15 protein-coding genes are annotated in these 14,576 nt (G+C 68.9%); 6 read left to right on the top strand and 9 right to left on the bottom strand.

The genetic code is table 11. From position 1 onward, the window contains the following. Positions 1–6 precede the first annotated feature (6 nt). Together ACWCRB_RS18665 and ACWCRB_RS18660 are read right to left on the bottom strand one after the other, a co-directional pair. A complete protein-coding gene (locus tag ACWCRB_RS18665) occupies positions 7–852 on the bottom strand; it encodes an ABC transporter permease (protein ID WP_450997087.1) in 846 nt (281 codons plus the stop codon). Next, positions 849–1,883 carry an ATP-binding cassette domain-containing protein gene (locus ACWCRB_RS18660; protein ID WP_450997086.1) on the bottom strand — a complete coding sequence of 345 codons (1,035 nt, stop codon included), beginning with the start codon at positions 1,881–1,883 and terminating at the stop codon, positions 849–851. Before ACWCRB_RS18660 ends, ACWCRB_RS18665 begins: the two co-directional genes overlap by 4 nt. Before the next feature lie 164 nt (positions 1,884–2,047). Here ACWCRB_RS18660 and ACWCRB_RS18655 point away from each other — a divergent pair, with 164 nt between their 5' ends. Further along, entirely contained in the window at positions 2,048–3,364 is a 1,317-nt protein-coding gene (locus ACWCRB_RS18655) for a recombinase family protein (protein ID WP_450997085.1), read from the top strand. Between the two features lie 144 nt (positions 3,365–3,508). Beyond that, positions 3,509–4,318, top strand: a complete 810-nt coding sequence (locus ACWCRB_RS18650; RefSeq protein WP_450997084.1) for a site-2 protease family protein — start codon at positions 3,509–3,511, stop codon at positions 4,316–4,318. 102 nt (positions 4,319–4,420) lie between these two features. On the opposite strand, the gene ACWCRB_RS18645 is transcribed toward ACWCRB_RS18650, so the two are convergent. From ACWCRB_RS18645 to ACWCRB_RS18620, 6 genes are all read right to left on the bottom strand, one after another. Next, positions 4,421–5,263: a geranyl diphosphate 2-C-methyltransferase gene (locus ACWCRB_RS18645; RefSeq protein WP_443046091.1), complete on the bottom strand. Its 843-nt coding sequence runs from the start codon at positions 5,261–5,263 to the stop codon at positions 4,421–4,423. Positions 5,264–5,320: 57 nt separating this feature from the next. Further along, complete coding sequence (locus ACWCRB_RS18640; RefSeq protein WP_450997083.1) at positions 5,321–6,649, bottom strand: family 2 encapsulin nanocompartment cargo protein terpene cyclase; 1,329 nt, start codon at positions 6,647–6,649, stop codon at positions 5,321–5,323. A 61-nt stretch (positions 6,650–6,710) separates the two neighbouring features. Then, positions 6,711–8,126 (bottom strand): family 2B encapsulin nanocompartment shell protein, encoded by a 1,416-nt coding sequence (locus ACWCRB_RS18635; protein WP_450997082.1) that lies wholly within the window; start codon positions 8,124–8,126, stop codon positions 6,711–6,713. Positions 8,127–8,266: 140 nt separating this feature from the next. Next, a complete protein-coding gene (locus tag ACWCRB_RS18630; RefSeq protein ID WP_235479640.1) occupies positions 8,267–8,512 on the bottom strand; it encodes a hypothetical protein in 246 nt (81 codons plus the stop codon). 4 nt (positions 8,513–8,516) lie between these two features. Then, positions 8,517–9,242, bottom strand: a complete 726-nt coding sequence (npdG, locus tag ACWCRB_RS18625) for an NADPH-dependent F420 reductase (RefSeq protein WP_369030818.1) — start codon at positions 9,240–9,242, stop codon at positions 8,517–8,519. Between the two features lie 37 nt (positions 9,243–9,279). Further along, the gene (locus ACWCRB_RS18620; RefSeq protein WP_450997081.1) at positions 9,280–10,356 is read right to left on the bottom strand and encodes a sialidase family protein; all 1,077 of its coding nucleotides are present in this window, start codon (positions 10,354–10,356) and stop codon (positions 9,280–9,282) included. A 155-nt stretch (positions 10,357–10,511) separates the two neighbouring features. Between ACWCRB_RS18620 and ACWCRB_RS18615 the strand changes: the two genes are divergently transcribed. Both ACWCRB_RS18615 and ACWCRB_RS18610 read left to right on the top strand, forming a co-directional pair. Continuing rightward, positions 10,512–11,081: a hypothetical protein gene (locus ACWCRB_RS18615; protein ID WP_450997080.1), complete on the top strand. Its 570-nt coding sequence runs from the start codon at positions 10,512–10,514 to the stop codon at positions 11,079–11,081. A 45-nt stretch (positions 11,082–11,126) separates the two neighbouring features. Next, a complete protein-coding gene (locus ACWCRB_RS18610) occupies positions 11,127–12,419 on the top strand; it encodes an MFS transporter (RefSeq protein WP_450997079.1) in 1,293 nt (430 codons plus the stop codon). Between the two features lie 81 nt (positions 12,420–12,500). Here the strand turns inward: ACWCRB_RS18610 and ACWCRB_RS18605 are convergent, their stop codons facing one another. Continuing rightward, complete coding sequence (locus tag ACWCRB_RS18605; RefSeq protein ID WP_450997078.1) at positions 12,501–12,728, bottom strand: hypothetical protein; 228 nt, start codon at positions 12,726–12,728, stop codon at positions 12,501–12,503. Between the two features lie 60 nt (positions 12,729–12,788). On the opposite strand from ACWCRB_RS18605, the gene map reads away from it, so the two are divergent. Further along, complete coding sequence (map, locus tag ACWCRB_RS18600; RefSeq protein WP_369030813.1) at positions 12,789–13,646, top strand: type I methionyl aminopeptidase; 858 nt, start codon at positions 12,789–12,791, stop codon at positions 13,644–13,646. Positions 13,647–13,787: 141 nt separating this feature from the next. Beyond that, on the top strand, positions 13,788–14,441 hold the full coding sequence (locus tag ACWCRB_RS18595; protein ID WP_450997077.1) for a biliverdin-producing heme oxygenase: 654 nt from the start codon (positions 13,788–13,790) through the stop codon (positions 14,439–14,441). Positions 14,442–14,576 lie beyond the last annotated feature (135 nt).

Genomic DNA, 14,576 nt, shown 5'->3' with positions numbered 1-14,576 from the left:
GCTCTCTCAGCTCTTCGTACGGAACTTGTGGATCGCGACCGGCGCCATCACCGCCGTGATCGCCACCGACCAGCCGATGGTCACCCACAGGTCGTGCGCCACCGGGCCGCCCACCATCAGTCCGCGCGCCGCGTCCGCGAGCGTGGACAGCGGGTTGTAGTCGGTGAACGCCTGGAGCCAGCCCGGCATCGACTGCGTCGGCGCGAAGATCGACGAACCGAACTGCAGCGGGAACAGCACCAGGAACCCCATCGCCTGCACGGACTGCGCGCTCTTCATGACCACGCCCAGGGTGAGGAACACCCACATGATCGACGAGGCGAACAGCGTGGCCAGGCCCACGGCCGCGAACAGGCCGACCCAGTGGTTGATGTCGAAGCCGACCAGAACGGCCACGATCATCAGCACGGTGGTCGCGAACAGCATCCGGACCAACTCGACCGAGATCTTCGCGAACAGCACCGAGCCGCGCCCGATCGGCAGGGACCGGAAGCGGTCCATGACACCGGAGTTGAAGTCCTGGCAGAACCCGGTGCCGACGCCCTGGGACAGCGTCATGCTCATCATCGCGATCATGCCGGGGATCACGTACTGCACGTACCCGTCCTGCCCGCCGCCCAGGGCCTGCCCGATCGAGCCGCCGAAGACGAACACGAACAGCAGGGTGAAGACGATCGGCATCAGCAGCGCGTCGAACATGGACTCCGGGTCCTGCCGGATCCACAGCAGGTTGCGGCGGACGAGGGCGCCGGTGTGCCGCAGATGGGCGCGCAGCGGAATACGCCCGTCGTCCTTGACACGCGAGTCCCTGTCGATCTCGTTCTGATTGACGGTTGCGGTCGCGGCGCTCATACGGCGACCTCCTCTCGGGTGTCGGCGGGCGTGGCGTCGTCGTCCAGCGGGGCACCGGCACGGTGGCCGGTGAGGGACAGGAACACCTCGTCCAGGCTGGGCAGTTCGGTGCTGATGGAGGAGATGGTGATACCGCGCGCGACGACCGCGCCGGTGATGGCGGTCAGCTGCTCGTCGCTCAGGATCGGCACCAGGACGGTGCCGCTCGCGCTGTCCACGGCGGTGGTGGCGAGGCCGGTGATGCCGAGGTCGTCGAGGTCGCGGGCGAGCGGGCGCAGTTGCAGTGGATCGGCGGGCCGGATCCGCAGGGTACGGCCGCCGACCTTCGCCTTCAGCTCGTCGATGGCACCGCCGGCGACGACCTTCCCCCGGTCGATGACGGCCAGCTCGGAGGCGAGCTGCTCGGCCTCCTCCATGTACTGGGTGGTGAGCAGTACGGTCACGCCGTCGCCGACCATGCGCTTGACCTCGGCCCAGACCTCGTTGCGGGTCCGGGGGTCGAGCCCGGTGGTGGGTTCGTCGAGAAACAGGACGACAGGCCGGCCGATCATGGAGGCGGCGAGATCGAGCCGCCGCCGCATGCCGCCGGAATAGGTGCTCGCGGGCCGCTTGGCGGCATCGGTGAGCGAGAACCGCTCCAGCAGTTCGTCGGCCCGGGTACGGGCGTCCTTGCGGGACAGATCGAGCAGCCGCCCGATCATGTACAGGTTCTCCCAGCCCGGGAGCTTCTCGTCGACGGAGGCGTACTGGCCGGTGAGTCCGATGACCCGCCGCAGCTGCCGGGGCTGGCGCAGGACGTCGTATCCGGCGACGGTCGCCTGCCCCGAGGTCGGCTGCAGCAGGGTGGACAGGATGCGTACGAGGGTGGTCTTGCCGGCGCCGTTGGGCCCGAGCACCCCGAGCACGGTGCCCTCCCGGACGTCCAGGTCAACACCGTCCAGAGCCTTGGTCTCGCCGTAGTGCTTGACCAGCCCCCGCACGGAAACGGCACGTTCGGCCCCGTCGGCGGGGTGATTGTCGATTCGCGTCATGCCCTCAACCTGACACTCCCCACCGACAAACCACCTACAGACCACCGACAAGCGAATCTCGCCCCCGCCGCCCCTACCCGTACCCATCCCTGGGGGCTGCCGCCCCCAGACCCCCGCTTCGGCCTGAACGGCCTCGTCCTCAAACGCCGGACGGGCTGGAAGGGGTGCGGGGACGGACCCTCCTTCGCGGCTGGGAGGTCGTCGGCGTTGCCATGGACCTTGCCGTCTCCGCCAGCGCAGTACCTCCGTGGAAGCGCCCGGAGTTGTCCCGATGGCTCGACGACCGTGCCCCGGATTTCGACGTCATCGTCTTCTGGCGACTCGATCGGTTCGTTCGCAGAGTCGGCGATCTGGACCAGATGATCAAGTGGGCGGAAAGTCATGGGAGCAAGGGGTTGGTATCCGCCACCGAACCGTTCGACCTCACGAGTCCGACAGGACAGGCGACAGCCACCATGATCGCCACCTTCGCCGAGATGGAAGCCCGTGCCGCTGCCGAGCGGGTCGCCTCGTCGCGTGCGCACCTGCTCACGTCCACCAGGTGGGGCGGCAGTTCACCGCCCTTCGGCTACCGCACCTATGCGAAGGACGGTGCCCGCTACCTGGAAATCAGCCCAGAGACCGCTGACATTGTCCGGGAGGCCGCTCGACGCGTCATCGGCGGCGAGTCGGTCAACGCCATCTGCCGGGACTTCGAGGAACGGGCGGTGCCGTCCCCTGCGGATACCTATCTACGAAACAAGTCCGGCAAGGACTTCGTCTGGTACCCCCGCACGTTGAAGGGAATCCTCACGTCCCCCACCCTGCTGGGCTTGAAGACACGCAGCGAGGACGTCCCCGGGAAAAAATACAAGAAGCGCGTCCTGGTTCACGATCAGGACGGCCGGCCCATCCGTGTGGCCGAGGGTGTGCTGGACCAAGAAGTGTTCGACCTTCTGCAGGACGCCCTCGCCGATTCGGCTTCGCCGATCGGCCGACGCTCGTCAACTCCCAGGACCCCACTCCTCAATGTGATCAAGTGCGGGGGGTGTGGAAAGAACCTTCAACTCCACACGACCAGGAAGCGACGCAAGGACGGGACGTTCCGGAGCACCGAGAAGATCCGCTGCCTTTCACGCGTCGCCTCCCCCGCATGCCCGGGCTACGTGTTCCTGCCCGACGAGGAAATCGTCACTCCGGTCCTGCGCATGCTGCTCCAAGCTGTGGGAAACACCCCTGTCACGCGCCGCGTTTACGTCCAGCAAACCAGAGCCAACGGCGAATCAGGCGAATCGTCACACTGCGCGGATGAGGACCACTGGCAGTTCGTGCCACTCGGTGAAACCTTCGCCGAGCGGTGGCAGAGCATGGGCATCAGCGAAATCGGCGAGGATCTGGTCCACGCCGGCATCACCATCAGATGCCACCCTCAGGGAGGCGGCGGCCACGTCCCGGAGATCCCCGAAGACTTCCAGAAGCGACTTGCGAAGTACCTGGGATAGTCGGGCCTGCGACGGTCGGGACAGACGATCCCACCCAGACGTGTCCGTTCCGGGAACTCACAGCCTCGCGAGACGTTGTCCCCACGTCCGCTGTTACGGTCGCCGTTCCTTAAGCATGGCCGCCACATACCAGGAGACCTGCCCATGACCACCACCTCTCCTACGACAGAGCAGCGAATCAGCCCTGTCTTCCTCGGAATCGCTGCCATCACGGCGGTGGCCGGGTGGGCCGTATGGACGGGCTTCGCGTCGTCTCCAGGGCTTGCCGTCTTCCTCTTCGTCACCGCGGCCTGGGTGGTCTCGCTCTGCCTGCACGAATACGCACACGCACGCACCGCGTTCCACGGGGGTGACATCACCGTTGGGGCGAAGGGCTACCTGAGCCTCAATCCTCTCGCCTACACACACGCCCTGCTCAGCATCGTCCTGCCGGTGATCTTCGTGATCATGGGCGGGATCGGGCTCCCCGGCGGCGCCGTCTTCATCGAGCGGGGGCGGATCCGGGGGCGGTGGAAGCACAGTCTGATCTCGGCCGCGGGGCCGCTGACCAACGTTCTGTTCGCGGTGATGTGCACGGCGCCGTTCTGGCTGGACGCGCTGGACGGGGTGCCGACGGACTTCCGGTTCGCGCTCGCCTTCCTGGCGCTGCTCCAGGTCACGGCCGCGATCCTGAACTTCCTGCCGGTGCCCGGCCTCGACGGCTACGGGGTCATCGAGCCCTGGCTGTCGTACAAGGTCAAGCGTCAGGTGGAGCCGTTCGCGCCGTTCGGGCTGCTGTTCGTGTTCGCGGTGCTGTGGATCCCCGAGGTGAACAGCGCGTTCTTCGACGTGATCGACTCGGTGCTGCGCGGCCTGGGGATCGACCAGTTCGACACGTACTGCGGTCAGTACTTGTACAACTCTGTGTTCAGCTTCCTCCGGGACAATGGCACGAACATCGGATGTACGCCCTGACCTGCGAAGACCTGCGGAAATGTCGAAGCCCCGGCCACGCCCCGTCCACCATCGGCTGACGTGTCGGGGTGAACGGGGCTTCGTCCCGGGCGCCTGTTGGGATCAGACGCGGTCGGCCGCGATCAGCACGTACTGGAAGGAACCGTCCCTGTAGGACTCGATGAACGCCTCCTCGATCCCGGTGACCAGCGAGGACGTGGCCCGCAGTTCCCAGTACGGCAGGGTGTCGGGAGTCAGGTCGATCACGGTCTGCGGCACGAGCCGGTTGTCGGCCATGGCCCGCAGGTACTCACGACGGGAGTGGATGTTGCACTCGAAGTGGGCGTTGATCTGCGAGACCCACTTCGACGGCTGGCCGTAACGGGGGTTCCAGCAGCCGGTGATGGTCACGTACCGGCCACCCACCTTGAGGAAGCGGGAGTGCTCGGCGAACAGGTCGTGCAGGTCGACGTACATGGTCGACTCGTTGTTCCACGAGGCGGCGACGCCACCCTTCTCGAAGGGCGTGTCGAGCATGTTGCACACGCGCGAGCGGACGTGGTCCTGGATCCGCAGCTCGCGTGCCCGCCCGTTGCCGAAGTCGGCCTGCGTGGCGGAGAGCGTGACACCCTCGACCTTGCAGCCGAAGCGCTGGTGGGCCATGACCATGGATCCGCCGCGACCGCACCCGGCGTCGACGAGGGTGTCGTCGGCCGTGACGGGGCCGAGGTGGTCCAGGAGAACCTCGGCCTGGGCGGACTCCAGCCGGTGCAGCTCGGCGATCAGCCTCTTCTCGTACTCACTGTCCTCCGGGTCGCCGAGCGCGGTGTGGTCGACGGCGCCGATGCCGTAGTGATGGTGGTAGAGCCCGTCCACGTCACCGAGGCGCAGGTTCACCGGCCTCGCCTCGCTGTTCCAGTACCGGGCGATGTCCCCCTGATAGGGGGTCGCCGGGGCCGGGATCATCGTGGAGAGGGCGGGGGTGATATCCGTGGTCACAGAGGCTTCCGTTCGTCCGTTCGATTACCAGAAGTCGGGCAGGGTGTAGCGGTAGGTGTTGGTGCGGTGCCAGTCGTGGTTGCCGTCGACCCAGGCGGCCACACCCTTGAGGAAGCGCGCCATGACGGGCAGGGGGCAGGCCGCGGCGAGGTCGGCCGCTGCCGCCTCGAAGGCGTGCATGAGGTCGTTGTGGACCTCGACCGCCTTGAGATACGCGTCGCGCTCGGAGAGCCGTTCGCGTTCCGCGATCACCACGGGCAGGTTCAGGTGCCGGCCGGGACTGGCCAGTTCCTTGGTGTACGAGTACAGGTCGTTGACGATGGTGGTCGCGTTGCCGGCCAGCGCGATGACCCGCTGTGTCTCCGGCTGTGCGTGCAGGTCCGCCGGGAGTTCGTAGCCTCCGACGGTGTCGGTGATGGTGGGGCAGGGGCGGAAGTTGTTGAACTGGCGCATCGCCAGGTACTCCCACACCTCCGGGACATGGTCGGTCTCGGCCCAGGCCGCCTCGGCGAGATAGCCCATGTGCAGCCGGGCCATGTCGTGCCGGAAGCGGTCGGCCTGGGAGGGCGTGGCCGCGCGGACGAAGTGGTCCATCGCGCTGCGATAGGCGCGCCGCGGCGGATCCGAGCCGAGCGACGTCTGCCACTCCGGTGCGTACTCCGGGGTGGTGTGGAGAGGGTCGAGCGCGGTGTGCGCGAGAAGGAGACGGCCGCCGAGACCGACGGGTGAACCGCCGTGGTCCTCGCAGTAGCAGTCGTCGACGGCGTTCTCCGCGACCATCAGCCGGGTGGCGATCATCAGATGGTCCACGGTGGGGGCGTCGGGGTGGCAGCCGACCATGTACCGCCCAACGGAGAAACCGTCGAACTGGCCTTCCCACTCCTCGGGGTAGAGCTGGACCTCGTCCTCGGCCCAGCGTTTGATCCGGCCGCTCACCTCCTCGACGCGCACCGGGTCGGGCTCCGGGACGGAGTGGTGGTACAGGCCGGGAACAGCCTTGCCCTCGGCGGGTGGCGCGGGAGTGGGGAGCACCGGGTCGGGTGTGCGGGCCAGAGACAGGGAGGCCGTCCCCAGACCGGTCGGCCCGCCCAGGACCCGCCGCTCGACGACGGGTACGGGAGGTGGAGGTACGGGAGGTGGAGGTACGGGAGGTGGAGGTACGGGAGGTGGAGGTGCGGCCGGTGGACGCGGTGCACTGGCCAGGGACAGTGAGGCCGTCCCCAGACCGGTCGGCCCGCCGAGGACCGGGGGGACGACGGGTTCGGGAGGCCTGGCGGGCAGGACCGGCGTGGTGGTGGACGGCCCCGGCCGCCGCTCGGGCACGGGTGGTCCGAGGGGCCCGGTGTCGGGCATCTGTTGCTCCTTGCTGTGGAGGGACGAGCGGGGGCGTCGACCTGTTCGACGCGGCGCGCCGTCAGTCCCGCGTGCGGGCGATCTGCACGTTCTCCAGTACTCCGAGCGCGTCGGGCACGAGGACCGCGGCGGAGTAGTACGTGCTGACGAGATAGGAGATGACGGCCTGCTCGTTGATGCCCATGAAACGCGCGGAGAGGCCCGGCTCGACCTCGTCCGGCAGGTCTGTCTGCCGCAGGCCGATGACTCCCTGGTTCTTCTCGCCCGTGCGCATCGCGATGATGGAGCTGGTCTGTTCCCTGCTGATCGGGATCTTGTTGCAGGGCAGGATCGGGACCCCGCGCCAGGCCGGGACCGACTGCCCGCCGAGGTCGACGTGGTCCGGGTAGAGGCCGTAGGCGTTGAAGCCGCGTCCGATCGCGGCGATCGTCCTCGGGTGGGCGAGGAAGAGCTTGGTGCCGCGGCGGCGGCAGAGCAGGTCGTCCATGTCGTCCGGGGTCGGCGGGCCGGAGTGCGTCTGGATGCGCTGCTTGAAGTCGGCGTTGTGCAGCAGTCCGAACTCGGGGTTGTTGACGAGCTCGTGCTCCTGCCGCTCACGCAACGCCTCGATGGTGAGCCGGAGTTGTTCCTCGGACTGGTTCATCGGCCCGTTGTAGAGGTCGGCGACCCGAGTGTGGATCCTCAGGACGGTCTGGGCGACGGAGAGTTCGTACTCGCGCGGCTTCAGCTCGTAGTCGACGAAGGTGGCCGGCAGGTCGGCCTCGCCGGTATGACCGGCCGACAGGGCGATCGCGGCCTCGCCGTGTTTGTTCTGCGGCTGCCGGGCGGCGGAGCCGAACTCCTCGATGTGGGCCCGAAGGCCGGGCGCGGCCTCCCGTACGGCGGCGAAGTCGGCGCGGGAGAGCGTGAGGAGAGTGCCGGAGGTCTCGGCGGTGACCGTGTAGTCGTGGCGGGCGTCGGAGTCCAGCAGGGCGTTCTCGCCGAAGCGGTCGCCGTCCGCGAGTACCGCGATGGCGACCGCCCCGCCGTACGGGCCCTCGCCGGACTGGCTGACGCGGCCGTGGGCGATCAGGTGGATCCGGTCCGCCGGGCTGCCGCGCTCGACGAGGACCTCACCGGCGGCGAAGTCGCGCTGCACACAGCGTTCGGCGAGGGCGGTCAGGACGTCCACGTCGTCGAAGCCCCGCAGCAGGGCCAGTTCACCGAGTTCGCGGGGGATCACCCGGACCGTGGCGCCCTCCTGGACGAACTCGATGCGCCCGTCGCCGACGGTGTGCCTGAGCCGCCGGTTGACCCGGTAGGCGCCGCCCTTGGTCTCGACCCAGGGGAGCATCCGCAGCAACCAGCGGGAGGTGATCTCCTGCATCTGCGGGGCGGACTTGGTGGTGGTGGCGAGGTTGCGGGCGGCGGCGGTGCCGAGGGCCTGCTGCGGCACTGCTGGCTCGGCCTGGACTTCCGGGCTGCTGTCCACGGTCATCGGGGTGCGGTACTCCTTGCCGGACACAGTGAGGATCGCGGCGATCCGTCTACCCGCAGGACGCTATGACCGGCCGGCCGGCATCTCCAGGGAAAGCCCGGCAGCTTCCTTCGAAGCGGTGAAACTCCTCTGGCTTCGGTTTATCCGTGGGTCTGCTTGCCGCGCCGGACGTAGTACCAGCACATGTTGGACGACAGTCCGGCCAGCAGCACCCACACGATCCCCAGCAGGTTGCCCTGGACGAAGGACACGACGGCGGCGGCCACGGCGAGCAGGCAGACGGCCAGGGCGTAGAGGGCGAGGCGGGGCATGTGGACTGCTCTCCTGTCGGGGACACCGGTCGGGGGGACACTGCCGGAAACGGAAACCCGTCCAGTGTCCCCCATCCACTCAGATGTCGGTGACGCGCAGGCCCGCGTGGGCCTTGTAGCGGCGGTTCACCGAGATCAGGTTGGCGACCAGGGACTCGACCTGGTGGGCGTTGCGCAGCCGCCCGGAGAAGACGCCGCGCATGCCGGGGATACGGCCGGCGAGCGCCTGCACGATCTCCACGTCCGCCCGCTCCTCGCCGAGGACCATCACATCGGTGTCGATCTCCTCGATCTCCGGGTCCTGGAGCAGTACGGCCGACAGGTGGTGGAAGGCGGCCGTGACCCGGGAGTCCGGCAGCAGGGCGGCGGCCTGTTCGGCGGCGCTGCCCTCCTCCGGCTTCAGCGCGTACGCGCCCTTCTTGTCGAAGCCGAGCGGGTTCACACAGTCCACGACGAGCTTGCCGGCCAGTTCCTCGCGCAACGATTCGAGGGTCTTGCCGTGTCCGTCCCAGGGCACGGCGACGATCACGATGTCGCTGCGGCGCGCGGTCTCGGCGTTGTCGGCGCCCTCGACCCCATGGCCGAGTTCGTCGGCGGCGGCCTGGGCACGGTCGGCGGCGCGCGACCCGATGATCACCTTCTGGCCGGCCCTGGCGAGCCGGTAGGCGAGGCCCTTGCCCTGCGGCCCGGTCCCGCCGAGCACGCCGACGACGAGCCCGGAGACGTCGGGAAGGTCCCAGGGGTCCTTGGCAGGAGCCTTCGCGGGGGCCTGGGCAGGGGTCTGTGCACTGTCGGTAGAGGTCATGGGCCGACTTTACGTCCGTGCCAGGGCACCCATGGGATCAGGTGAGCTGGGTCACGGGCACCCGCCGGAAGGGGATCCTCTCGTACGGGCCGAAGTCGCCGGTCTCGAAGAGGAGTCCGACGGTGTCGGCGTCGATCCGGACGAGGTCGGAGTAGGCGGCGGGCAGACCGTTCACCGTGTGCACCGGGCGCCAGGTGGTGCCGCCGTCGGTGGAGACGCGGATGGTCATCAGGGCGCGGGCGGCGGGATCGGCGGGCCCGGAGAAGAGGAGCAGGTCGGGGTCGCGGAACTGGAGCACGCTGCCCTGGCAGATGGGGGCGGGCAGACCGGCCTGCGGGCGGAACTGCTTGACGAGGGTGCGGCCGCCGTCCGTGGAGTGGGCGTCGGCGCGGTTGCCGGGGGACGGGGAGTCGTTGCGGGTGTTGAAGTAGACGCGGCCGTCCGGGAGTTCGGCGGCGGTGGTCTCGTTGACGTTGATGTAGCCGTTGGTGTTCTCGTCCAGGTACCCGATGTACCAGCTCTCGCCGCGGTCGTCGCTGAGCAGACAGTGGCCGCTGTTGTACTTGGCCTCGTTGCCCAGGTCGTCGCCGGTGGGCGGGATCGTGTGGTTGGCGGCGACGACGACCCGGCCGCTGCTCAGCTGGATGGCGTGGCCGGGGGTGGTGGCGTACCAGCGCCAGTCCGCGTGCTTGACCTGGTCGGTGATCTCCACGGAGGAGGACCAGCTGACGCCGTCGTCGTCGCTGTGGCGGACCCAGATACGGCGGCCGTCGGCGGCCGAGACGTTGCCGAGCAGGATGTCCTTCTCGGTCACCGCGCCCGAGGCCCGGACGTACACGAGAAGGATACGGCCGGTGTCGAGGACGACGGGGGCGGGGTTGCCCGCGAGATGGACGCCGTTGTTGGCGGCGACCGTGAGCGGGCCCCAGGTGCGGCCGCCGTCCGTGGACCGCTTCAGCACGATGTCGATGTGACCGTGGTCCGACGCGGAGTTGACCCGGCCCTCGCAGAAGGCGAGCACGGTGCCGGAGTGGGTGACGACGACGGCCGGGATGCGGTAACTGGCGTAGCCCTCCTGGCCGGACCAGAAGGGGATGCTCGTCTCGACGGTCATGTGCGGCTCCTCGGTGGGGCGGTGAGTCGGTAAGTAGGTGCCTACGTGGAAGATGAGTGCGTGGTGAGCACAGTGATTCGTGTCCTTACCCAGGTTGGGCGAAAACACTGTGAATTGAGCGCCCCGAGTTGTCCGTTGCGGCAGGATGCGCGGTCATGGACGCCGTACGGGTCGCGCTGTTGCGCGAAGTGCTCGCGGGAACCGAGTGGTTGGGGGCCACGCGGAGGTTCGCGGGGGCGTTACGGGGGTCCGTGGTGTCGTACGGGGGCGGACTCCTGTTGGCGGGCACGCCGGCGTACGAGCCGTGGCACCTGGCGGCGCATCTCGTGGACGAGGCGGCGTGGTCGGGGACGCCCGAGCTGGCCCCGACGCTCGTACGGTCGGACGGCCTCGGGCGGATCGAGGCGGCGCGCCGGGGTGAGACGTTACTGATGGTGGCGCCGGAGGGGGTGGACGGCGGCCTGCTGGAGCGGGTTCTCGACGCCCGGCGGAGCGGCGTGAAGGTGCTGGCGCTGGGGTCGGGCGAGGGGGAGCTGGTGTCTCTGGCGCATGAGTCGCTGGCGGTGCCGGAGGGCCTGGAACTGGACCTGGACACGGTGCAGCACCTGGTCAGCGCGGCGGTCGGGGAGAACTCGGTGCCGGTGGTCCGAGGGCGGCGGAGTTTCCGTGACCGGCTGTCGAGGCTGGCGGATGTCCTGACGGCACCGCCGCCGTCCCGCTGGTGAAAAGCAGTTGCCCAGCCCCCACCCCACCGCTCAGCATGACCCCACGTGACCTCAGCGCTCCGTGCCCTCCTCCCCGACCTCTCCCCCTGGCGGGCCTCCCCCGACTTCCGAAAGCTCTGGCTGTCGGGGCTGATCACCAACTTCGGGAGTTTTCTGACCTTCGTCGCGCTGCCGGTGCAGATGAAGGAGCTGACCGGGTCGGCCGCCGCGGTCGGGGCGATCGGGGCCGTGGAGCTGGTCCCGCTGATCGTGTTCGGGCTGTACGGCGGGGCGCTGGCCGACGCGGCGGACAAACGGAAGCTGATCCTGTGGACGGAGGCCGGGCAGGGGCTGCTGTGCGCCGCACTGCTCGTCAACGCCCTGCTGCCCGACCCCCTCATCTGGCCGCTGTACGTCGTCGCGGCGCTCACCTCGGCCCTCGGGTCGGTGCAGCGGCCGGCGCTGGACTCGCTGATGCCGAGGATCGTGGCGCACGAGCAGCTGCCGGCCGCGGCGGCGCTCAACTCCTTCCGCTGGACGGTCGGCGGGGTCGCGGGCCCGGCGCTCGCGGGCGTGGTCGTGGCGTACGCGGGGCTCGGCTGGGCGTACGCCGTCGATGTCGTGACCTTCGCCGTGTCCCTGCTGTTCGTCGTGGGGCTCGCCGCCTCCCCCGCCTCCCACGAGGCCGCGAAACCCTCCCTCCGGTCGATCGCGGAGGGCGCCCGCTACGCGTGGAACCGCAAGGAACTCCTCGGGACGTACGCCATCGACCTGGCCGCGATGTTCCTGGCGATGCCGCTGGCCGTCCTCCCGTTCCTGGCGGACGAGCTGAACGCCGAATGGTCGCTGGGCCTGATGTACGCGGCGATCCCGGCCGGTTCCCTGCTCGTGAGCGTCACCAGCGGGTGGACCTCCCGGGTGCACCGGCACGGGCGGATGGTGGTGCTCGGGGCGGCGGGCTGGGGCCTGGCGATAGCCGGGGCGGGGGTCGTGGGGAACGTATGGCTGGTGCTGCTGTTCCTCCTCCTGGGCGGCTGCTTCGACATGGTCAGCGGGATCTTCCGAGGCGCGATGTGGAACCAGACCATCCCGGACGAGCTACGCGGCCGCCTCGCCGGCATCGAACTGCTCTCCTACTCGGTCGGCCCCCAGCTCGGCCAGGTCAGAGCAGGCGGCGTGGCCGCGTTGCGCGGGGTGCGCACGTCGGTGTGGTCGGGCGGCCTGGCGTGCGTGGCGGGCGTGGGCGTACTGGCCCTGTGCCTACCGGGCCTGATGCGCTACGACGTCCGCACGAACGAACACGCGATACGGCTGCGGGAGCAACGGGAGTCTGCAACGCGCCTAGGCGCAACCCCCTAGGGGCGCGGGGCTGTATCTGATCTGCGGCTCCGCCGCGTGGGCGCGACCAGCCACGACGAACCCGCAGCCGACAACCAAACCTCACTCCTCGTCCCCACGCGACGCCGAGTCATGCCACTTGGGATCGTTCTCCCACTCAAGGTTCCGCTCGCGGGCCGTCTCCATCGCGTGTTCGGCCTCCGCGCGAGTGGCGTAAGGGCCGAACCGGTCCTTGCCCGGACAGTCCGGCCCCTCCTCGACCTTCTTGTGCTCCAGGCAGTAGTACCACTCGCCCGGTTTACCCACCGTGCGCTTCTTGAACAGGGCCATTGCCCACGCTCCTTTCACCACGTTCATCGTCCCCCACCCGGGCTCGTTAAACTCGCTGTCATGTCTGGCCAGTCGCTGCTCGTACCAGGGGACCTGTCCCCCATCCGTTCCGTGCCCGGAAACATCCGGCGTCCCGAGTACGTCGGGAAGCCCGCGCCGACCCCGTACACCGGGGCGGAGGTGCAGACGCCCGAGACGATCGAGGCGATGCGGATCGCCGGGCGGATCGCCGCGCGGGCGATGGCGGAGGCCGCGAAGCTCATCGCGCCCGGGGTGACCACCGACGAGCTGGACCGGGTGGCGCACGACTACATGTGCGACCACGGTGCCTACCCGTCCACCCTCGGCTACCGCGGCTTCCCCAAGTCGTTGTGCACGTCCGTCAACGAGGTCATCTGCCACGGCATCCCGGACTCGACGGTGCTGCGGGACGGCGACATCGTCAACCTCGACGTGACGGCGTACATCGGCGGGGTGCACGGCGACAACAACGCGACGTACCTGGTCGGGGACGTGGACGAGGAGAGCAGGCTGCTCGTCGAGCGCACCCGGGAGTCCCTGGACCGGGCGATCAAGGCGGTCAGGCCGGGCCGGCAGATCAACATCATCGGCCGGGTCATCGAGTCGTACGCCAAGCGCTTCGGCTACGGAGTCGTCCGGGACTTCACCGGCCACGGCATCAATTCCTCGTTCCACTCCGGCCTGATCGTCCCGCACTACGACAGCCCCCACGCCACGACCCTCATCCAGCCCGGGATGACCTTCACCATCGAGCCGATGCTGACGCTGGGGACGCACGACTACGACATGTGGGACGACGGCTGGACGGTCGTCACCAAGGACCGCAAGCGCACGGCCCAGTTCGAGCACACGCTCGTGGTGACCGACTCGGGCGCGGAGATCCTCACGCTGCCCTGACCCGCCCACCATCCGCATACCGGACATACAGCCCGCCTTCTCTTTGAGGGCGGGCTGGCTGCTTTTCTGGGTACGCTTTTACCGACAGCCAGTCGGTAAAGGTATTGACTTAGGTTAGCCTTACCTCAGAGGATAGGCCTCATGGACTCCTTTTCGACAGTCATCCGCACCGCGTCGCACGAGCAGCACGTGGAGGCGGAGACCTCGACGTTCATGAGCGACATGCTCGGCGGCAGGCTCGGCGTGGACGCGTACGCGCGCTACACCGAGCAGCTGTGGTTCGTGTACGAGGCCCTGGAGGCGGCGGCCGGACGGCTGGCCTCCGACCCGGTGGCGGGTCCCTTCATCCAGCCCGAGCTGATGCGGCTGCCGGCGCTGGAGAAGGACCTCGCGCATCTGCGCGGCCCCGACTGGCGCGCGACGCTCACCGCACTGCCCGCGACGCGGGCGTACGCGGACCGGGTCGCCGAGTGCGCCCGGGAGTGGCCGGCCGGATACATCGCCCACCACTACACCCGCTACCTCGGAGACCTCTCCGGCGGCCAGATCATCCGCGACCGGGCCGAGAAGACGTGGGGCTTCGCCCGCAAGGGGGACGGTGTCCGCTTCTACGTCTTCGAGGAGATCGCGAACCCGGCGGCGTTCAAGCGGGGGTATCGCGAGTTGCTGGACGGGGCGGGTGTGGCGGTGGACGAGCTGGAGCGACAGCGGATGGTAGCGGAGTGCAAGAAGGCGTTCGCCCTCAACACGGGCGTCTTCCGGGCCCTGGGCGAAGAGTTCCCCATGTCCGCGTGACCGTCACCCCTGGATGTTTTCGCCCCCGCCGCCCCTACCCATACCCATCCCTGGGGGCTGCGCCCCCAGACCCCCCTATCGCGCTGAACGCGCTGTACGGGCAGGGCTGCCGACCGGGGCCCTGCGCGGTGGTAC

This window comes from Streptomyces sp. NPDC002156 (assembly GCF_053593675.1).
The sequence above is the reverse complement of the archived record's forward strand: the minus strand, read 5'-3'. Positions and strand labels throughout refer to the sequence as shown.